The sequence below is a fragment of the Leptospirillum ferrooxidans C2-3 genome, from assembly GCF_000284315.1.
GTDB classification, from domain to species: Bacteria; Nitrospirota; Leptospirillia; order Leptospirillales; family Leptospirillaceae; genus Leptospirillum; species Leptospirillum ferrooxidans.
Map to the genome: position 1 here is coordinate 70,920 of NC_017094.1, position 19,007 is coordinate 89,926.

Annotated in this window: 20 protein-coding genes, 1 tRNA gene and 1 pseudogene; 17 read left to right on the top strand and 5 right to left on the bottom strand. The window is 49.0% G+C overall.

The window, feature by feature from the left end; genetic code table 11:
• Position 1 precedes the first annotated feature (1 nt).
• The 4 genes from atpA to atpC are packed head-to-tail and all read left to right on the top strand — an operon-like array spanning position 2 to position 4,271.
• Positions 2–1,504, top strand: coding sequence for a F0F1 ATP synthase subunit alpha (gene atpA, locus LFE_RS00315; protein WP_014448291.1), 1,503 nt, complete (start codon positions 2–4; stop codon positions 1,502–1,504).
• A 3-nt stretch (positions 1,505–1,507) separates the two neighbouring features.
• Complete coding sequence (gene atpG / locus LFE_RS00320; protein WP_014448292.1) at positions 1,508–2,386, top strand: ATP synthase F1 subunit gamma; 879 nt, start codon at positions 1,508–1,510, stop codon at positions 2,384–2,386.
• A gap of 45 nt (positions 2,387–2,431) precedes the next feature.
• Positions 2,432–3,823 (top strand): F0F1 ATP synthase subunit beta, encoded by a 1,392-nt coding sequence (gene atpD / locus LFE_RS00325; protein ID WP_014448293.1) that lies wholly within the window; start codon positions 2,432–2,434, stop codon positions 3,821–3,823.
• A 1-nt stretch (position 3,824) separates the two neighbouring features.
• On the top strand, positions 3,825–4,271 hold the full coding sequence (gene atpC / locus LFE_RS00330) for an ATP synthase F1 subunit epsilon (protein ID WP_014448294.1): 447 nt from the start codon (positions 3,825–3,827) through the stop codon (positions 4,269–4,271).
• Positions 4,272–4,366: 95 nt separating this feature from the next.
• Here atpC and LFE_RS00335 read toward each other — a convergent pair whose 3' ends face one another.
• The gene (locus LFE_RS00335) at positions 4,367–5,236 is read right to left on the bottom strand and encodes an MBL fold metallo-hydrolase (RefSeq protein ID WP_014448295.1); all 870 of its coding nucleotides are present in this window, start codon (positions 5,234–5,236) and stop codon (positions 4,367–4,369) included.
• The gene (locus tag LFE_RS13845; protein ID WP_014448296.1) at positions 5,233–5,781 is read right to left on the bottom strand and encodes a hypothetical protein; all 549 of its coding nucleotides are present in this window, start codon (positions 5,779–5,781) and stop codon (positions 5,233–5,235) included. Before LFE_RS13845 ends, LFE_RS00335 begins: the two co-directional genes overlap by 4 nt.
• Before the next feature lie 600 nt (positions 5,782–6,381).
• Between LFE_RS13845 and LFE_RS00345 the strand changes: the two genes are divergently transcribed.
• A tRNA-Pro gene (locus LFE_RS00345) sits at positions 6,382–6,458 on the top strand.
• A gap of 90 nt (positions 6,459–6,548) precedes the next feature.
• Here the strand turns inward: LFE_RS00345 and LFE_RS00350 are convergent.
• Together LFE_RS00350 and LFE_RS00355 are read right to left on the bottom strand one after the other, a co-directional pair.
• The gene (locus tag LFE_RS00350; RefSeq protein WP_041773893.1) at positions 6,549–7,400 is read right to left on the bottom strand and encodes a hypothetical protein; all 852 of its coding nucleotides are present in this window, start codon (positions 7,398–7,400) and stop codon (positions 6,549–6,551) included.
• Between the two features lie 18 nt (positions 7,401–7,418).
• Positions 7,419–8,678 (bottom strand): IS256 family transposase, encoded by a 1,260-nt coding sequence (locus tag LFE_RS00355; protein ID WP_014448299.1) that lies wholly within the window; start codon positions 8,676–8,678, stop codon positions 7,419–7,421.
• A 101-nt stretch (positions 8,679–8,779) separates the two neighbouring features.
• On the opposite strand from LFE_RS00355, the pseudogene LFE_RS13850 reads away from it, so the two are divergent.
• The 3 genes and pseudogenes from LFE_RS13850 to LFE_RS00375 form a co-directional block, all read left to right on the top strand.
• Positions 8,780–8,927 (top strand): annotated as a pseudogene (locus LFE_RS13850) (transposase); the annotation flags it as partial.
• 243 nt (positions 8,928–9,170) lie between these two features.
• Entirely contained in the window at positions 9,171–10,067 is an 897-nt protein-coding gene (locus LFE_RS00365; protein ID WP_014448300.1) for a hypothetical protein, read from the top strand.
• 553 nt (positions 10,068–10,620) lie between these two features.
• Positions 10,621–10,977 (top strand): hypothetical protein, encoded by a 357-nt coding sequence (locus tag LFE_RS00375; protein ID WP_050989451.1) that lies wholly within the window; start codon positions 10,621–10,623, stop codon positions 10,975–10,977.
• A gap of 71 nt (positions 10,978–11,048) precedes the next feature.
• Here LFE_RS00375 and LFE_RS00380 read toward each other — a convergent pair.
• Positions 11,049–12,574 (bottom strand): IS3 family transposase gene (locus LFE_RS00380; RefSeq protein ID WP_148272494.1). Its coding sequence is split into 2 segments (ribosomal slippage): positions 11,049–12,106 and positions 12,106–12,574, totalling 1,527 coding nucleotides; the frame shifts between segments, so codons are not numbered across the junction.
• 25 nt (positions 12,575–12,599) lie between these two features.
• Between LFE_RS00380 and LFE_RS00390 the strand changes: the two genes are divergently transcribed.
• The 9 genes from LFE_RS00390 to LFE_RS00430 all read left to right on the top strand — a co-directional run bounded on the left by LFE_RS00390 (position 12,600) and on the right by LFE_RS00430 (position 18,921).
• On the top strand, positions 12,600–13,031 hold the full coding sequence (locus LFE_RS00390) for a hypothetical protein (RefSeq protein WP_198408003.1): 432 nt from the start codon (positions 12,600–12,602) through the stop codon (positions 13,029–13,031).
• A gap of 221 nt (positions 13,032–13,252) precedes the next feature.
• Entirely contained in the window at positions 13,253–13,384 is a 132-nt protein-coding gene (locus LFE_RS14455; protein ID WP_269763949.1) for a hypothetical protein, read from the top strand.
• A gap of 36 nt (positions 13,385–13,420) precedes the next feature.
• Positions 13,421–13,891, top strand: coding sequence for a DUF302 domain-containing protein (locus LFE_RS00395; RefSeq protein ID WP_014448305.1), 471 nt, complete (start codon positions 13,421–13,423; stop codon positions 13,889–13,891).
• A gap of 59 nt (positions 13,892–13,950) precedes the next feature.
• Entirely contained in the window at positions 13,951–14,592 is a 642-nt protein-coding gene (locus LFE_RS00400; RefSeq protein ID WP_014448306.1) for a hypothetical protein, read from the top strand.
• A gap of 46 nt (positions 14,593–14,638) precedes the next feature.
• The gene (locus LFE_RS00405) at positions 14,639–15,016 is read left to right on the top strand and encodes a hypothetical protein (RefSeq protein ID WP_014448307.1); all 378 of its coding nucleotides are present in this window, start codon (positions 14,639–14,641) and stop codon (positions 15,014–15,016) included.
• A 423-nt stretch (positions 15,017–15,439) separates the two neighbouring features.
• Complete coding sequence (locus LFE_RS00415) at positions 15,440–15,712, top strand: zf-HC2 domain-containing protein (protein ID WP_158310222.1); 273 nt, start codon at positions 15,440–15,442, stop codon at positions 15,710–15,712.
• Positions 15,709–16,281 (top strand): sigma-70 family RNA polymerase sigma factor, encoded by a 573-nt coding sequence (locus LFE_RS00420; protein WP_014448309.1) that lies wholly within the window; start codon positions 15,709–15,711, stop codon positions 16,279–16,281. Before LFE_RS00415 ends, LFE_RS00420 begins: the two co-directional genes overlap by 4 nt.
• A gap of 535 nt (positions 16,282–16,816) precedes the next feature.
• Positions 16,817–17,500 carry a response regulator transcription factor gene (locus LFE_RS00425; RefSeq protein WP_014448310.1) on the top strand — a complete coding sequence of 228 codons (684 nt, stop codon included), beginning with the start codon at positions 16,817–16,819 and terminating at the stop codon, positions 17,498–17,500.
• Positions 17,497–18,921: a HAMP domain-containing sensor histidine kinase gene (locus LFE_RS00430; RefSeq protein WP_014448311.1), complete on the top strand. Its 1,425-nt coding sequence runs from the start codon at positions 17,497–17,499 to the stop codon at positions 18,919–18,921. Before LFE_RS00425 ends, LFE_RS00430 begins: the two co-directional genes overlap by 4 nt.
• The last annotated feature ends 86 nt before the right edge of the window (positions 18,922–19,007 follow it).

The following is a 19,007-nucleotide window of genomic DNA, read 5'->3' on the forward strand; positions in this document are numbered from 1 at the left end:
TTTGAAAAGCACAGACATCACAAATGACATATTAAAAAGTCTTGGTGAAATCAAGGCAGGGGTTGTGGCAGAAGATCGTGGAACGGTTCTTCAGTCAGGAGATGGAATCATTCGTCTGTCGGGTCTCGGTGGAGCCATGGCAGGAGAGATTCTTGAAATCGTGAAGGGCGGAAAAGCACTGGTCCTCAACCTGGAAGAAAACGAAGTTGGTGCGGCTTTGTTGGAGTCGGATGAGGGTGTTGTTGCCGGAGATGAAGTCCGAACTACCGGAAAGGTTATGGAAGTCCCGGTAGGACCGGAAATGATAGGGCGCGTTGTGAATGCTCTTGGTCAGCCAATAGATGGAAAAGGGCCTATTAATGCGGCTGCCTCTTCCCCAGTAGAAAAAATTGCACCAGGGGTCGCGACCAGAAAATCGGTCGGAGTTCCTCTTCAGACAGGTGTGAAAGCTATTGATGCAATGATTCCGGTTGGTCGTGGTCAAAGAGAGCTGATTATTGGCGACCGCCAGACCGGAAAAACCACGATTGCCCTTGATGCGATTATTAACCAAAAGGGGCAAAACGTTATCTGTGTATATGTTGCCATTGGTCAAAAGGCATCAAGCATTGTTAATGCCGTAAGCATTCTCGAGAGAAGTGGCGCGATGGAGTACACAATTGTGTTGTCCGCTTCGGCTTCCGAGTCTGCGGCTCTTCAGTACATCGCACCTTATTCAGGATGTGCAATGGGGGAATATTTCCGTGACAGGGGTCAGGATGCCCTGATTGTATATGATGACCTGACAAAACATGCTTGGGCATATCGCCAGTTGTCTCTCTTGATGAGACGCCCGCCAGGCCGTGAAGCCTATCCCGGAGATGTTTTCTATCTTCATAGCCGTTTACTGGAGCGGGCAGCCCGACTCAATGAGGAAAATGGGGGCGGATCCCTGACAGCGCTTCCAATTATTGAAACTCAGGCAGGGGATGTTTCGGCCTATGTTCCCACCAATGTCATTTCCATCACTGATGGACAGATCTATCTTGAAACGGATCTTTTTTACTCAGGCATCCGTCCCGCGATCAATCCTGGCATTTCGGTTTCCCGGGTTGGTGGAGCGGCTCAGATCAAGGCAATGAAACAGGTTGCTGGAAAGCTTCGCCTCGATATGGCCCAGTTCAGGGAATTGGCCGCTTTTGCCCAGTTTGCCTCGGATCTCGACAAGACCACCCGGGACCAGATTGAGAGAGGATTAAGGCTGACAGAAATTCTGAAACAGCCCAACTATTCTCCACTTCCCGTTGAAAAACAGGTTGCGATCATATATGCCGGAACAAATGGTTATCTGGATTCGATTAAACCGGACAGTGTATCCCGATTTGAAAAAGAGTTTTTCCTCTTTGTTGAAGCGAATGATCCCGGAATTCTGGATTCTATCAGAAATGAAAAGGTCATCTCGGATGCAACGGCAGAAAAGCTCAAAAACGCTTTGAAATCTTTTGTCTCCATGTTCAAGGAGTAACAAGTGGCGTCACTTCGTTCGATCAGGACACGGATAAAGTCCGTCAAAAATACGCGACAGATCACCAAGGCAATGGAAATGGTGGCCTCAGCGAAAATGCGACGGGCTCAGCAAAGGGTCTTGGACACACGACCTTATGCAGACAGGATTCATGAAATCCTCGTCAGGATGGGGACAAGATCGAGTTTTTCGACCCATCCTTATTTTCAGATCAAGCCTGTCAAGAAAGTGGGGATAGTCCTTGTTTCCACAGACAGGGGGCTTTGTGGTCCGATCAACTCTAATCTTTTCAGAACTATACTCAAGTTCATGGGAGAGCGACCTGAAGTCGAATTCGAGTTTGTGACAATCGGAAAAAAAGGACGTGATTTTGTCAGACGGTCAGGACGAAAGCTCGTTGGTGTTGTCGAAGGGGTGAAGGATCGTGGTCCTATCACAGAAATTCTTCCGGCAACGCAGGTTGTCATCGAAGAGTTCGCGGACAAGGGAGAGTGGCAGGAAGTCTGGATCTTCTATACACAGTTTGTATCGATTATGAGCCAGAAACCGATGATGGAGAGAATTTTGCCCATCAAGCCAGAACACCTTCAGCCAAAGGAAGGTGCGGATCTGACCGGTGAATATCTGTATGAACCTGATGATAGCCGAGAGATCCTTGATGTTCTTCTCCCCAGGTATTTTGAGACGATTATTTTCCAACGAGTCCTGGAAAACTTTGCAAGTGAATACAGTGCCAGAATGGTTGCGATGAAAAACGCGACAACGAATGCCAAAGAGGTGATTTACGGTTTAACACTCACCTATAACAAGTTGCGTCAGGCAAATATTACGAAAGAGATCTCAGAAATCTCATCTGGGGCGGAAGCGATCCAGCAGGGATAATTTTGGCCAGACCGGCTTTTTCAATCGACAAGGAGTTCAAAAAGAATGGAAACAGGGGAAATTGTCCAGGTCATCGGACCGGTTGTTGATGTCCGGTTTGAAGGAGCAAATCTGCCAGCAATATACGCAGCTCTGGTTGTGGAAGGTTCAGGGATCATCCTCGAGACCCAGCAACAACTGGGAGAGGGCGTTGTCCGGACCATTGCGATGTCGACAACGGATCATCTGGTCCGGGGAATGAAAGTCAAAAATACCGGAAAGCCGATCATGGTTCCTGTCGGTCAGGAGGTGTTGGGCCGGATGATGGATGTTCTCGGAACTCCAGTGGATGACGCCGGTCCGATTCCAACAGACAAACTTCGTTCCATTCATCGCGATCCACCTCCATATGATGAGCTTGCCACATCCACAGAAGTGTTCGAAACCGGAATCAAGGTCATTGATCTTATTGCTCCGTTTTCCAAAGGCGGGAAGACAGGTCTTTTTGGTGGTGCCGGTGTTGGTAAAACCGTCATTATCATGGAACTGATCAGAAATATCGCCATGGAACATGGAGGCTTTTCCGTTTTTGCCGGTGTGGGAGAGCGAACCAGAGAAGGAAACGATCTCTGGAATGAAATGAAGGAATCGAAGGTTATAGACAAGACCAGTCTGGTTTACGGTCAGATGAATGAACCCCCCGGAGTGCGTCTGCGGGTGGCCCTGACAGGTTTGGCCCAGGCCGAGTTCTTCAGGGATGAAGAGCAGAGAGATGTTCTGTTCTTTGTTGACAATATCTTCCGATTTACCCTGGCCGGTGCGGAAGTCTCTGCCCTTTTGGGTCGTATGCCTTCAGCGGTGGGGTACCAGCCAACACTTGCTGTTGAAATGGGCGGGCTTCAGGAGCGAATCACCTCTACCAAAAAAGGCTCTATCACCTCTGTTCAGGCTGTATATGTTCCAGCGGACGATCTTACCGACCCAGCTCCGGCAACAACATTCTCTCACTTGGATGCGACCGTCGTGTTGAACCGGTCCATTGCTGAAGCCGGTATCTACCCTGCGGTGGATCCTCTTGACTCCACATCTCGTATTCTGGACCCGATGGTTATTGGTGAAGAGCATTACAAAGTGGCCCGAGGTGTTCAGAAAATTCTTCAGAAGTTTAAGGATCTTCAGGATATTATTGCCATCCTTGGTATGGATGAGTTGTCTGAAGATGATAAACGGATTGTCTCTCGAGCCCGCAGAATACAACGTTTCCTCTCCCAGCCCTTTTTTGTTGCTGAGGTCTTTACAGGGAGCCCAGGAAAATATGTTTCCCGTGCTGATACCGTCAAAGGCTTCAAGGAAATCATCGAAGGAAAATATGATGATCTCCCAGAGCAAGCCTTTTATATGGTGGGAACCATCGAAGAGGCCATTGAAAAAGCAGAAAAATTAAAGGCAAAGGCTTGATATGTCATTCCAGCTGACTCTTGTCACGCAAGAAAAATCACTCCTGACAGATGTTGTCGATTTTGTTCAGGCAAAAGGTGTCGAAGGAGAGTTCGGAGTCCTTACAGGACATACGCCTTTCCTGACATTGCTTGATGTTGGCGAGTTTATTGTCAGGAAGGGTGAATCGACCTACGCATATTTTGTGGCCGGTGGGATTGTTGAGGTTTTACCTCATCAGGTTACTGTACTTGCAGATATTGTTGAGCGAGCCGATGAAATCGATGCTGGCAGAGCCGAAAAAGCCAGAGCCAACGCTGAGAAAGCTCTTTCTGAGCCTATGGCGGAAGATACAAGACTCCTTTACCAGCAAGCTTATCGCAGAGCGTCGGTGAGGCTTCGCATCGTGGCAAGAAGATCAGCTCCAAGCGGAAGTTTCCAGACACCGCCGGGAACCGGACCGAACTAGCGTCTTCTACAGAACGTTTTTATTTTCAATATGTGAAAGGGAGACGCGTCCAATGTCTCCCTTTTTTTGTTTAGCTTTTGAGCAAGATATCGGATTTAGATTGCACAATGGTAGAAGGGATTGATTCCTTTTTCCATTCCAACCGTTGTAAATGGACCATGTCCTGAAAGAATGACCAGATCTTCAGGATAGGATTCCAGAAGTGTTTTGATCGATTCCAGTTCATCTTTAAAGTCCTCCGGTGTCCAGGGTTTTCCTGCGGAACCACAAAAAATCCCGTCTCCGACAAATAAGGCATTATCAATTCTATAGGCGACCGATCCTTTGGTATGACCTGGCATAGGGGTAATCTCAAATTTGGAAACTCCCCATGCCCCTAAAAGATCGCGGGCATCTTCCGGTGAAAAGGTCATAGGGGGATTCGGCATATGTGTCTTCAGGAGAGGCATGTCAGCATCATTCAGGTAAACCGGAAGGTTAGGGGGGAGATGTTCGATCCCCCCTCCATGGTCTTCGTGGCCGTGCGTTAAAAGGATTCCTTTAAGAGATATGTTTTCTGTATCAAGATAATGGTGGAGGATATCTGTCGCGCTTCCAGTATCGACGAGAATAGATTGCGTTTTTCCCGATCCAGGTTCCGCATCAGGGAGATCGACGACATAACACCATACATCCATTCCATGAAAGTTTTCCTTTACAGGATGTATCCAGTGAGGAAGTTTGGGATTGGGTGTCCGTTCGGGATGAAAGTGGATTTTTGCAGGGATGGCCGGATCAAAACCGAGGGCTTCCCCCAACAGATTTAATTGTGACTGGTTCGGTAATTGGTCGCCTGATTCAAATGATCTCAGGAGTTCCATTGTGATCCCGGAATTTTGTTCAAGTGTTTTCAAACTGATTTTTCGACCATATCGGAATTTTCTGAGAACATCTGACAATTGGTCTTCAAGAAGCATGTTGATCATTGGTGATGTCCCTCCTCAAAGATATTGATTCCAATAAAGTAAATAAGATAAGACCGAACTTGGGCTTCAAACCGGTTGACGAGTTTTTGGTTTTTAGTAAGAAGTGCTTTCCGGTAATAATAATCTGAAAGAGAATAAGCTCCCATTGCTTCATAAACTACGCCAAAGTCATCATACAGTTTATAGGGAGGTTTTTTTTGGTAACGGACTAATTGGGAATAATCGCTGTTGAGAAAAAAGAGTGCGAGGCGGGTCTTTTTTTGGGACAAGGCCAAAAAGGCCTTACGGGTTGGTCTGTCAAATGTATAGAATGGGCGAACAGATCGAAGCTTGACCGGGAATATCAAATAGGCGATATGCTGGGAGATTTTGGCGTAAAGTTTAAGATCCAATGTTTTTTTGGGTTCAAAAGATCTTGAGAGGAGAGAAAGGGGAAATCGGTGGGAATAGATATGGGTGGTAATCTTTTTATCCAGAAGGATCTTGAAGGGAAAAGCCTGAAGGATGACTAGTCTGAAAGAGATTTGATCATCTCTTGTGCCCATCGGAATGTGGAGTTCTTCACAATGGTTTTGGACGCAAGATTTTCCCCCAGTTTGATTTAACTCGTCTGTTACGTAGTGAGAAAGGACATGAATCAACACCAAAACATTAGAGTGTGATTGGTGGGAGAGATTGGGTATTTCGGGAGCGAGGTTATTAGGAAAATGATCAAGGTGTGGAGCGGTAACTGAAACTGACCCCAGAGAAGCAAGATTCCTTTTCAATGTTGTTTGAAAAAGCTGATCGGACGGGGAGTTGTCAGGGTAAAGAAAGACTCCCACGTTTTTGATGGCTGAAAACTTCAGAGGAGGGGAGATCGTATCGTTCAGACGAACCTGTTGGGGTCCACAAGATACGATCATTGTGAGTAAGAGAAGGGGTAACCCATTTCGCAATAGGAACTGAACATATTTTTTTCGATTCAAGAAGACCCCGGATAGATAAAAGATCAGAAGAATGTTTGATTGATCAATGTATTATGACTATGGTTCCGGGGATTTTCAATGAAAAAGAAGAAAGATAAAAAGGAAAAATAAAGTTGAAGATGGAAAAAGACTGGTCAAATTGATCTTTATTCTGTAGAATGCACTTCTTGCCTTTTTCGGGGCGTGGCGCAGCCCGGTAGCGCACCTGCTTTGGGAGCAGGGAGTCGGAGGTTCAAATCCTCTCGCCCCGACCATTCATTCTTATATCCTCACATTTGTGTGTGTGAGTTGAACCATAAAATGGCCGTTTGGCCAAGTTATGCTTCCTTTTTTTCTCGGACACATTATGCTTCCCAATTTTGATTCAGTTCTTTTTTAACTCTCAATCTTGAGCGAATAGCCTCTTTCCATACATTCGTCAATTTCTGGTCTTTTCCCCCTCCTACGCTCATTTCAGGGATCCGTCCGAAGACCTTCCCTTTGCTGGGGTACTCCTGGGCAGCTTCAAGTTCTTCGACTGCTTTTCTGATAGCCTCGCATCTTGACTGGAAAAGAGCCTCTTTCTTCTCTCTAAGCCAATTCCTATACCGGGCGGCTATTTTTCTAGATTTTTCAGGAAACCGATATCTGAGGAACCCGATCCCAACCCCGAGCCGTTTGGAAAACTCCTTAGGGGTGTCGTCGGAGGATAAAACTCGAACAATCTCATTTCTAATTGCTAGCAATTGAAGGAATCCCTGTTCGTGAGAAAGTATTCCCTTTGAAAACTTTCGCTTGTCTATCGGTATCCGGCAATGCCTGAGAAATTCGCCCGATGAATGGCAGAGCATGTCTTTTGGGTTGATCCCGGTTTTGAAGCAGAAGAGGAGAAAATAGTCGAATCTCGGCTTCCCCCTTCCTCGTCGCCATTGAGTAAGAGTGCTCTCTCCAAAACCAACGGCCCGATCAAGATCTTTTGTATTGGAAATCCCGAGATGGCGGATAACATCCGATACTGCCAACTGGAAGCCCTCATGCAATGCCATTTGGGATTCGGCGGGAGAGGCTGAAAGAAGTTCTCCGATTGCCTTGATGACCCAATTGTCCCATCTATTCAGCCCTCCTTCTCCTTCGCCCTCTTTAGCGTCTTCTTTCCAAAGTTGGCTTCCACACGAAGAACAGTATCCGATGGGTACTGTTCTTGGAGAAATAGTCAAAAGTGGTGTTTGAGAGCATCAAGCCGCGTCCTGCTTTGAGTTGTCCTCTAGAATTCCGTCTTTAAATATTTTCCCTTCCAGAATCAGAGCCAAGTGGGTGAACCCCTTGATCTTTCTCCACCGTTTCTCGGCACAAAGTCCCAACTTAAACATCATGGTCAGGATCGTCTCTTTGCTGAAGCATCCTCGGGCCTGATTGGTCCGATGTCGAATCGTGGCAAAGCTCGATTCAATCGGGTTGGTCGTCCGGATGTGAATCCAATGCTCCGCCGGAAAGTCGTAGAAGGCCAGGAGCGGTTCCCGATCTTTCAGGAGACATTCCGTGGCTTTCGGGTATTTGGCTTCGTAGGTTTTTAGAAACGTGTCGAACGCTTTCTGAGCCGGTTCTCGGCCTTCCGACATCCAGATCTCATGGAGTCCTTTCTTGGCCTTCTCCTGAAGGGAGTCCGGAAGGTAGTCCGGAAGGTAGTTGAGAACATTGGCTGTCTTATGAACCCAACACCGCTGATGCGTCGTTTGGGGAAAGACCGCCTCCATGGCTCCCCAGAACCCCATGGCTCCATCCCCAATGGCCAGTTTTGGAGAAGAAAGGCCCCGTTCCTTCAGATCCAGAAGGACATCCTTCCAGCTCTGGATCGATTCCCTCATCCCATCCTCGATCGCCAAGAAGTGCTTTTCTCCCCGATCATTCACTCCAACAATCACAAGAGCGCATAAACGTTCCGAACTGGCCCGAATTCCGCTGTAGATTCCGTCCGCCCAGAGATACACCCAGCGGTCTTTGTCCAGACGCCGTTTCTTCCACTCGGAGTCTTCCTGGAGCCAGCTTTCCTTCAGTCGTCGAATCACGCCCGGGGAGAGTCCTTTGGCTTCGGGTCCCACCAGAACGGAGAGAGCCTCCTGCATCTCACCTGTCGAAATCCCCTTGAGGTAGAGCCAGGGAAGCGCCGCTTCCAGAGATCTTGTTTTCCGAACATACGGAGGAACCAGGGCAGATCGAAAGGTTACTGCGTCTCCTGTCCGGCTCCGGACCTTCGGAATCCGAACGGAGACTGCTCCGACCCCCGTCAGAATCTCCCGTTCCGGTTGATACCCGTTTCGGATCACTCCTCTTTTCCCCTCGGAGGTCTTCCGTTGCTCGAACTGCCCAAGGAATTCAGACAATTCCGCCTGAATGGCTGCTTCGATCAATTTCCGGGCTCCCATCCTCAAAAGTTCGGTCAACGGGTCTGAAATCGTCCTTGGCTTCACAAACCCGATCAGTGTATTCTCTTCCATGTGGCGTGCTCCCTTGGCTGAATTGTTGTGGTTGGGCAACCACATTTCAGCAGGACACGCCTTTTCTTTTCAATCCCTCCAAACACCACTTTCCATCATAACTCCATGAGAACGTGGTGTGGATGGGTTTTCTGTGGCGTTCCTCTGGAAGAGGCCCATTTTGTGGAGAGTTCCACGTTGTGCAAGTTCCGGAAACGACTGGGACCGGAAGGAACGGAGAAGGTCAAGACACTCATCCGGGAGCAACTCCGGAAAGACAAGCGGATCGCGCTTTCTGGTAATTGTCAAGCTGTGACAACAATCTGATCCCCGACGAGGGGGTGGATCAGGGGGTCAGACAGGTGGTAATCATAACAGGAATAAGTGGCAACCTTCGCGAGAATACGCAAAAAGACAGTCAGACCGGTAATGGCCTAAAGTTATCCGGTCCAAGAGCATGCTCTCTCTGGCTTTCATTACAACCCGCTTTTCCTTTCCCTGGGGAGACAACTTTTGAAGAACGAAAAACGACCGGCATCGGAACATCTCCCGGGAGATTCCGGGCTGATTACCCTGATCGTCAGTATCGCCGCATTGATCTTCTCCCTTGGCACCCTGATCAGCGACGAGATCAGGAACCGCAACCTCCTGATCCATGATCTCCAGGTGGACGGTCAGGTTTTCCACAAAACCCTTCTGGAACTGGACCGTCTGCAGTGCGCCCAGAGAACGGGGGGAAGCGACTTTCGCAAATCGTATTGCTCAAACGAGGAATTTTTTGAATCCACCCCCGACTATCACGGGCGGGAAATCCTTTTGCAGCGGGCGGAGTATCTTGAAAAGCGGATCATCGTCCTTCTAAAAAAGCTGGACATGACCGAATTTGGCTATATCACCCCGGTGGACTACCGGACACTGGCCAAGACGGAGCTGAAAGACCTCAATTTTGAGAAAGCCGGCTACTTTATCGACAAGGAAATCCAGTCGCTCAAAATTTACCGGAATCATCCGGGATATGTCATCCGGTCGATCCATGCCGACCTGATCCGGGGATGGTACCGGATGATTCTGGACAAAAAGAGAAAAGGAAAACCATCCGGTGATAAAGACTTCGACAGAGCCATTGCCAAGGTCCAGAGCCGGGTGATTGTCCTTCCGATGCGAAACTACCTGGTCGTATTTATTCTCCAGTCCGAAGGATGTACCCGCTGGCTGGGTGAGAGCCTGTTTACCCATGTCCCGGTCGTTGGGGAAGACATCAGCGAATTTGACCGATCGCGGGTCATCCTTCAGAATGAACCCTCGTCGATCAGACTTCTCCGGGAACTCCGCAAAAACCAGAAGAAGCTCGATTCCGGAAAAAGTAGAAACGTCCTGGCTGTATGCAAGGAGCTCTTCGACCAGATCTGAAGGGGGAGTGAAAGGATCCTGAGCGCCGGCCGCCTGATTCTCCTGTTTTCTGGAACCTGTTCAGGTGGAGGGGGGATTCGTCGGCTGGGGCTAGACTTTGACTTGAGCGTGAAAGGACGATTGTCAGGATGCCCCCAAGCCGGGCGTCACACGCTGACAAAATATGGTGTGGGATACCCTGATCCCCTTGGGTCGGTTTATGCATTCAAACGGGATCGAACGCTTTGAAGCTGTCACACCTTCGGGAATCGACCAGTTTTTGGCCTCCCGTCCCCCCCGAGACCGCGAGGTTCCAACCACTTGCTCGGAGTGTTGCGGAACTTCTTTCGATGGATCGTGCTCCAGGGAGCCATGACATCCAATCCGGTGACGGCTTGCACCAGGCATAATAGCGGCCAACGCCGGCCATACATTTTCGACCTTGAACAGGCCCGGCATCTTTTAGAGATTTTCAGAGGGCTCCCCGACCCCCTGTGTCAGGATAGTTGTCGCATGACTTTGAAGAGTCTTTGAAGGACAAAGGAGCAAAAACTGACCTAGAGGCGAGAGTGTGATGGGCAAACAGTATGCGGTGGGATTCAATGAGAGTGTTCTCAAGAATATTCTTCCTCCCAACAATGGATATATTCCTGAGATCTCGAGAGAAACAGGGGTTCCTGTGGGTACTCTCTATACCTGGAGGACGAAATACCGATCCCGAATTCCGGAACATGGGAACGGGAAGGAAAACGAATCCTCATCCCTGAGCTCTGAAGAAAAGATGTCCATCCTTCTTGAGAAGATGGTCCTCAATGAGGTGGAACGAGGAGAATATTGGCGTCGGAAAGGGCTCTACCCGGAACAGATTGAGGCCTGGAAGAAAACGGTTCTGGAGGGGTTGTCCTCCCCTTCGGAACGAGCCTCACGGTAATATTCAAGCAATCTTTCGCATTTTTTGGACTTTTCCTCTTTCAAATTTTGGTCGTTGCTGACGACCTCTTTTTAAGGATTTAAAGTCACTTTTCCGATAGGCGTCCAGTCTCTCGTTTTTCCGGACCATCGTTCGGGATTTTTCTTTTGTGCTTCCTGGTAAATCCTCTCCCTTCGATTCAGAATTTCCCGCTCTTTCCCGCTATGTCTCTGTGAAGGCGTTACAAACTTGATGGCACTGTGGCGGTGCTCTTCGTTGTACCACCCTGTGAAAGATGAGACCCATTTCCGCCCCTCTTCCAGTGTGTCGAAGGGCTTTTCCACCGGGTCGTCCGGCCGGTATTTCAGGGTTTTGAAGAGTGACTCCGAATAGGCGTTGTCATTACTGACGGAAGGACGCCCGAATGAGGGGCGAATTCCCAGCATCTGGAGCGTTCCAAGCATTGTGGCTCCCTTCATAGGCGCCCCATTGTCCGAGTGCAGGACGACCTTCGGCGCGATCCCTCCTTTTCTCTCCCGAAAAACGGTTTTCCGGATCGTCTCGGCCGCATGTTCGGAGGATTCTTCCGCATAGACCTCCCATCCCACAACCTTTCGGCTGTAAAGATCCAGAATCAGGTACAAATAGAAAAAATGGCCTTTGACGGTCGTGGAGAGATAGGTGATATCCCATGTCCAGACCTGATTCGGAGCGGTGGCTTCAAGCGGCGAAGGACGCTTGTGTGTCGGGGCCTTGGAACGCCCACGATGGGCAAGCTGCCCTCTCTTCCGAAGGATCCGGTAGAGAGTCGACTCCGATGCCAGATACTGCTCTTCATCGGCCAGAATCGGAACGATCTGGGCCGGAGACATGGAGGCGAAGCGAGGTTCGTTCACCGTCGATACAATCATGGCCTCCTCTTCGCAAGTGAGCCCATTGGCAGGGGCTCGTTTCGTCTGGGCTGCCTTGCGCCCGTCCTCTCCTCCCGCTTTCTTCTTCCCATGTCGCTGGAACGTCCTGGGAGAAATCTCCAGAACGGCACAGATCCTGGAAAGGCGAGCCCCCTCCTTTCGGGCTTCCTCGATCAAACGTGTCATTTCCTGACGGGACTCCCCATCGATCTTCCGACCTCTTTTTCCTCCAAAAGAGCGTCCACTTTTTTTTTAAGCATCAGGAGAGTGGCCGCCTCTGCCAGGGCTTTTTCCTTCCGAAGAAGCTCGCTTTCCAGCTGCCGGATCGTTTTGGCTTGCTGAGATACCTTTTCCCTCTGCGTCTTTTCAGGGAGAGAGCCCAACCCCTCCAGAACCGTTTTCTTCCAGGCCTCAATCTGTTCCGGGTAGAGGCCCTTTTGACGACAATACTCTCCCAACTCGTGTTCATTTAAGGACATTGTTTCGAGAAGGATTGAAAGCTTCTCTTCCGAGCTCAGGGAAGACGTTTCCCGATCTTTCAAAAGGGCTGCGCCCATGAACCGGGATCGATATTTAACCCTCCAGGTATAAAGAGTATCGACAGGAATCCCGGTTTCCCGGGACAAGGTGGGGATATATTCGTTCTGAGGAGAAAGCATTCTCTTGACGATGCTTTCCTTGAATTCCAATGCGTATTGTTGACCCATGTTTTCTCTCCTCGCCTGTTTAGTTTTGGATCAATCTTCCCTCAAAGACTCCTCAAAGTCATGCGACAATTATCCTGACACAGGGGGAACCCGGGCGTACACAGAACTGGGGATCGGTCTGATTGCTCTGGCGACGACATCCGGCACACTTGTCTGTTGCGCTCTTCCCGTTCTCCTTGTGACGTTGGGCATGGGAGTCGTCGTTTCCGGTCTCGTGGGGAATTTCCCGTTTCTGGTCATGCTCACGCATTACAAGCTGGAATTGTTTGCGGTCTCAGCCGGATTGATGGGATTGTCGGGATGGCTCATGTACCGTCAGGGACGAACCTGTCCCAATGACCCCGTTCTCGGTGTCCTGTGCGAACGGCTTCAGACGAGGAGCCGGCTTTTGTACTGGCTCTCCATTGCCCTGTGGGCCGTCGGCTTTTTTGCTTCCTACCTTCTCCTGCCTATATGACAATGGTTCGGCCTCTGAAAAGACACAATCTGATACTCCCTTGAAAATGCGTAAAAGACAGGTGTAATAATTCCGCTTTTCACGCGACTAATGGGCAGATGGAAATCCATCAGACTAATCTTGTCGGACGTGAGGAGACAATCCCGGCAGTCATGGGTTGCCTCGGCGCATACAGGATCAGGGTAATTTTCTTGGACAATGTGAACGGCTAGGAGGCAATGATGTCGATGATGTGTACCAAAGAGGGGTGTACTACTCACAAGGGGTTGTGCGGTCATGAAAAAACAATGCTCGGAATGATGCTGCTTCTGTCTGGAGCCGCAGCCGGGCATTGGATGTTCCACTGGTTTTGATCTGTTCGATTAATTCAATTCAAAAGGAGAAAAACGATGAAGATTTTTTCGAGGATGCTGGTACCGGCTATTGTAGTTTTTTTGGCAATGGGATTTTCTGGACTTTCTAAGGCCAGCGCGGCAGAAAGTCGTCTTGTTTCGGTAACGACTCATGGTTCTTTTAACCAGACTGTCTCGATGTTCAAGAAGCTTGTGGCAAAAAACGGGATGATGGTCCTGGGGATGCTTAACCAGGGAAAGGTCATGGGAATGACAGGACTCAAGCTCCGGTCCGAAACATTTTTTGTCGGAAATCCGACGATGGGCAAGAAACTGTTCTCTGCCCAAAAGGGTGTGGGAGTTCTGATTCCGGTTCGGGTCAACATCTATGTGAATAACGATGGAAAAACAATCGTGAGCTATCTTTTGCCTTCCAAGGAACTCGGTGCTTTCCATGATCCGATGTTGGTCAAGATGGGAATGATGCTGGACAAAAATCTTGCCATGATGACAGGCATGTTGAAGTAAGAATCCGGTCGGGGGGAGGATTCCTCCCTCTGACCAATTTTGAGGAAAAGGTGAGTTTCATGACAGGTTCCGAGCAAAAGGCGGGGGTGTTGATTCTTGCCGGTGCGAGTGTCGCTCCGCTCATTTTCCCGATTTCGCAGGCCGGGTACGCTTCTATGGCCGACTTGGGGAAATGGGCGCTGATCCCTTCGGTCGCGGTTGTGTTCTTTCTCGCACTTTGGGCACGTATTCGGGGCATGTCATCTCTTGTCAACCGGATCGTTGCCGGAGCGGGAGCCGGCCTTCTTGCAACGGTTGGCCTTGAAGTGGTCAGGAGTATCAGCTTTCACTATGGAGGAATGCCGGGAAATCTCCCCGAACTGCTGGGGGTATTGCTGACCAACCGGATTATGGATGGTCCAAATGTTTTTTCGGATCTAGTCGGATGGGGATACCACTTCTGGAATGGTCTTTGTTTTGGCGTGATCTATACCGTTTTGTTGGGACGCAGGGGAACTTGGGTAGGTCTGGGATACGGCATGCTGATCGGACTCGTATTTTTGCTGAGCCCGGCTGTCCGTTCTCAGGGCATCGGGTTTATGGGAAAAGATATGCCGGCGATGCCATTGACTGTTGCCATCGCCCATGGGGTATTCGGAACCATTCTGGGTTTCCTGGCCTATCGGTGGGTATGGGTGGGACAGAAGTTTTTGTATTCGTAATCATTCGTTCCCCCTTGGCAAGAGAAAACGGGAAAAGGAAGCCATTATGCGGGCTTTAAAAATGACACGCTTCATCAAAATGATTTTTCCCCTGTTCATTGCCGGGGTTCTTACTTTGGTAGCCATTCCGCCGAAAAGAGCTTTTTCGGCAAGTGCCGCCACTGGTCAGCTGAACCTGATGATTTTGGGAAACTATGATTTTACGGCCCTTGATATCTCAACACTTACGGTTCATTCAGCTGTCTCAAACCAGAGCTTTGCCAGAAGCTTTGAAAACGGGTACGGAGCCGGCGTTGGATTCGGTTACTGGATGATGGACAACATCGCATTTCGGATGATGCCTAGGGCAACCTGTTTCAGGGAAGCCAGACCGGACTTTTTTTCGGTAGCTCAATTATGTCCGCCCCCATCACAGCGGGATTAAAGGTCAGGTTGTTGGGAGATCCCAAGCACTTTTTCTTTGCGGTCGTTGATGCGGGAGGTGCCCGTCAAGAACTTGTTAACAGAACTTCGCTTATTTCTATCTTGAAGCCAAGGTCGCCTATCTCCCGCAGTTCGCACCCCAGTTCTCAAAAGGCCAGAATGGATCCTTTTATGCTCCAATCAGCACCGGGATCAATTTCCAGCAAGGTCCAGCGATGCTCTTTGCCGCACAGGCCTTCAAAAGACTGCTGCAACAGTGGAACATCAGAGAAGGCAGTGGTTCTTTTTGTCGCATCTTCTGATGCTCTTCAAAAACGATGACGAGGTATTGCACAAGGAAGTTGATTATTATGGTTCTTGATGTCATCGGACGGCGATCTTCGAGTGGCGTTTGATGAATAACCGGGAAAGGGAAAAAATGAAGATGGGTCGATCATTGATGTCATGCAAGGACGTGAGTTCGCTCATCTCTCTCGGACAGGATCAAAGACTTTCGTTCCGGGAACGGATGATGGTTCGGGTCCATCTGTTTTTTTGCGAAGCGTGCTCACGTTTTTCAACCCAGATCCATTTTCTGGACAAGGTTGTGACGAAGTCTCTCCGGAAAAAGCCCGGAGCCGAAAACAAGGATGCGGTCTTGTCGGAAGAGGCCCGGCAGCGAATCCTCAGGGCAATGGATGAAGGGGAACAAAAATGAGTTCCAGTTGTTCGGTCGATCCCGAATTGTGGTTGGATCGCTACGGAGACGAACTTTACCGGTACGCCCTTTCCCTTCTGGGAAAGGAATCGGATGCCGAGGATGCGGTTCAGGAAACATTCGCGTCGGCGATCCGTTCCCGGAACAGTTTCTCCGGGAATTCTTCCGAAAAAACATGGCTTTTCGGGATCCTCAAGCACAAGGTTGTCGATCATTTCCGGCGGGAATCCCGCTATCTGTTTGTGGAAGGGTTTGACGGAGAAGAAGTCGGTCCCTCCGACTTTCTGGAGAATGGGAAATGGGCTCATCCCCCAGCAGATTGGGGAGATCCGGATCGATGTCTGGAAAACAAGGATTTCTGGAAAGTCTTCGATGAATGTCTGAAAAGACTCTCTCAGGGAGTGTCCCGTGTGTTTCTTCTGAAAATGGTGGAAGAGGTTCCCGTGGAGGAAATCTGCAGGGAATTGGGGATTTCTCCGGAAAATTGCGGAGTGAGGATGCACCGGGCCCGACTCGGCCTTCGAAAATGCCTGGAAACCCGGTGGTTTAGCAAGGAGCCAGAATTTTAGGAATCATTAAAAACGTTGAGGTTTTTTGTAATCTTCCTGACTGTTCAAAATTCCCCTTTTCAGGAATGAGTGGAATCTTCCCAAACGGGGAGATTGGTAGTGCCGCTCATTGGATTTCCTCATTTTAAAGGGTGCGATTTCGAAGTTTCCAGAAATCTAAAGCACGTGTTCAAACAAAGCAATCAAAAAAATGAAAAGCGGTTGACCCCAGATTCGAGTCTGGAGTGCAAGATGCTTTAGATCCCGGATATGGATCAAATGCTAAATTCTCAGATTCCGTTTGTTGTGGACGATATCGGTTTTTACCCTCATAAGTGTTTGCTGAGAGTGGGATCTACCTGCTCTCCCAGCTTATAGAATTTGTTCCAATTTCTGTATAGTAATGTGAAATTCAAAATAGATCAGGGTCCATGCTAAATGGACAAATCGTTATAATGGGTAAGAGTCAGGGGATTTTTCTATCATGAGTAGAGCTCTTTCGCCGCTCCCAATCCAGTAAATATGCGGTGAGTTTGTTTTATATGGGGAGAATTTATTGAAGCAAATCCTTCTCGTTGAAGATGACCCCATGATTGGACAGACTCTTGCGCTCAGTCTTCCCTATAGAGGGTATGATCTCAAGGTTGCCGATACAATTGCGAAAGCTTCCGATCTGATTGCTATAGCCGCCTTTGATCTGATTCTTCTTGATGTCCAGCTCCCCGACGGGTCCGGATTCGACCTGTGCCGGATCATTCGGGAAAAGGACAGCCTGATCCCCATTTTGATGCTCAGCGCCCGTACGGATGAACCTTCTGTCGTCAAAGGATTATCCCTTGGCGCAGATGACTATATCCGTAAACCTTTCGGGCTTGCTGAACTGACCGCGCGGATGGATCGTCTTGTCGAACGGAAACATCTTCGTGGAAATATCCTGTCATACCGGTTGATCACGATAGACCAAGGCGACCGGACCGTAAAGATCGACGGTCAGCTCATCCATCTTGGGAAAAAAGAATATCTGATCCTTTGCTATCTTGTTCAAAGAGGCGGTGAGGTTGTAACCCGGGAAGACATCCTTGACGCTCTCTCGGATGATTCTGACATGTTTGACCGTACAATCGATTCGCATCTGTCTCACCTCAGAAAAAAGATCCGTGATATTGCCGGAAATTTGATCAGGATCCACCCCATATATGGAGTGGGCTACCGACTCGAAGCAGGAGATGAGATCTCATGAACAAAAATCTTCTCGTCAAGCTTTTTTTAGTCAGTCTGGCGGTCTCATTCATTATGGATACTGTGATCGTTGGAAGTATCCGGATGTTAAACGAAACGGGAGAAGGCCCCATCCGGAATCCTGCAATCAGGTTCATGGCCAGAGTGATCGAAAAGGGGAGTTCTTACCAGCAGACACTCCAAAGCTTTGAAGCCATGCGGGCTCGAATTGGGCTACGGGTGCTTCCGGTCTGGATTGTTGACGGTTCCGGAAAAATTGACGCACAGATCTCTTCAGGGCCTCTTCCAGTGGCATGGAATGATCTGACAAAGCCCAGAATCATTCATGGAATTGCAGCACACTACCGTTCGTTCCAGCTAACGCCCGATATGATGATTCTTCGACTGAAAGCACCCCGTCCGACCTATCTTCTGGTCAAGATTCCCCAAACGGGAGCGATCAGAAGAGGATTTCTGGGATGGACGATTTTTCTGTTTGCGACGATGGCAGCCTCCGCTTTTGCGGGTCTTTTGATTACGTTTGTCTATCTTCGGCAAAAATCGAGGGAGGCAAAGCAGATTCTTGGCAGGCTTGAAAAAGGGGATCTCAAGGCCCGCTTCCCGATTTCAAGGCTTGATGAACTGGGTAGCCTCATGACCGATTTCAATCGCATGGCCAATGCGATCGAAAGTCTTGTGTCCCGGGTGGAAGATACAGACCGCTCACGACAGGAGCTTCTTCATGAACTTGGTCATGATCTGAGAACACCAATGACCAGCCTCAAGGCTGCGGTCGATACGATTGCTGACCACAGTGAAACGATGTCTCCGGCACATCGGGAGCGTTTCCTCAAGATTATCCGGAGTGAAAGTGAATATTTTCTGAGGATGATTGATGATCTTTTCTTTATTGCTGAAGTCGGAGACCCAAAATATAGAAAAACGGCAGAAAATATTGACCTTACAGCTCTTGTTCAATCAGAAATCCGGATCGTGGAAGAGGGAGTCACCCCAGAAAAAGAAGCCGTTGACTTTCAGTTCAATAGCCCGGAATCCCCCATTATCCTGTCGGGGGATCCCGTTCTTTTAAAAAGAATGATGAGAAATGCGCTTCAGAATGCACGACGCTATGCGGCATCAAAGGTTGAAATCGAGCTTGAGTCTGTGAAGAAAAATCACGATGGTGGATCCATGGCCCGTATTGTGATCAGGGATGATGGTTCGGGGATTTCTTCGGAAGATGCGATCCTTTTTGGAAAACGCAGGCCGAGAAAGCTTTCCTGCGAGAACGACCTTTCAAATTCCGAAATCTCTCTTGGGCTTGGGTCGGTGATCATGTCAGCCATTGCATCTGTCCATGGAGGCCGGATTGCCATATCGAACAGGCAAAAGAGTGATCCCGTCTCCCAGGGGACGGAGCTTGTGATTGAGCTTCCGGTTTAGTGGCTTTCTTTTTCCATCATTCTTCAACAATTGTATGAAATACTATTTTTTGTCGGGGTGGTTTGTGTTTTCACCAACCACCAAAA

Excerpts from the sequence above, each read along its gene's own strand:
- atpD (WP_014448293.1), top strand. The coding sequence starts at position 2,432 with ATGGAAACAGGGGAAATTGTCCAGGTCATCGGACCGGTTGTTGATGTC.
- atpC (WP_014448294.1), top strand. The coding sequence starts at position 3,825 with ATGTCATTCCAGCTGACTCTTGTCACGCAAGAAAAATCACTCCTGACA.
- LFE_RS00335 (WP_014448295.1), bottom strand. The coding sequence starts at position 5,236 with ATGATCAACATGCTTCTTGAAGACCAATTGTCAGATGTTCTCAGAAAA.
- LFE_RS13845 (WP_014448296.1), bottom strand. The coding sequence starts at position 5,781 with ATGGGCACAAGAGATGATCAAATCTCTTTCAGACTAGTCATCCTTCAG.
- LFE_RS00355 (WP_014448299.1), bottom strand. The coding sequence starts at position 8,678 with ATGGAAGAGAATACACTGATCGGGTTTGTGAAGCCAAGGACGATTTCA.
- LFE_RS00375 (WP_050989451.1), top strand. The coding sequence starts at position 10,621 with ATGGGCAAACAGTATGCGGTGGGATTCAATGAGAGTGTTCTCAAGAAT.
- LFE_RS14455 (WP_269763949.1), top strand. The coding sequence starts at position 13,253 with ATGTCGATGATGTGTACCAAAGAGGGGTGTACTACTCACAAGGGGTTG.
- LFE_RS00395 (WP_014448305.1), top strand. The coding sequence starts at position 13,421 with ATGAAGATTTTTTCGAGGATGCTGGTACCGGCTATTGTAGTTTTTTTG.
- LFE_RS00400 (WP_014448306.1), top strand. The coding sequence starts at position 13,951 with ATGACAGGTTCCGAGCAAAAGGCGGGGGTGTTGATTCTTGCCGGTGCG.
- LFE_RS00405 (WP_014448307.1), top strand. The coding sequence starts at position 14,639 with ATGCGGGCTTTAAAAATGACACGCTTCATCAAAATGATTTTTCCCCTG.
- LFE_RS00415 (WP_158310222.1), top strand. The coding sequence starts at position 15,440 with ATGGGTCGATCATTGATGTCATGCAAGGACGTGAGTTCGCTCATCTCT.
- LFE_RS00420 (WP_014448309.1), top strand. The coding sequence starts at position 15,709 with ATGAGTTCCAGTTGTTCGGTCGATCCCGAATTGTGGTTGGATCGCTAC.
- LFE_RS00430 (WP_014448311.1), top strand. The coding sequence starts at position 17,497 with ATGAACAAAAATCTTCTCGTCAAGCTTTTTTTAGTCAGTCTGGCGGTC.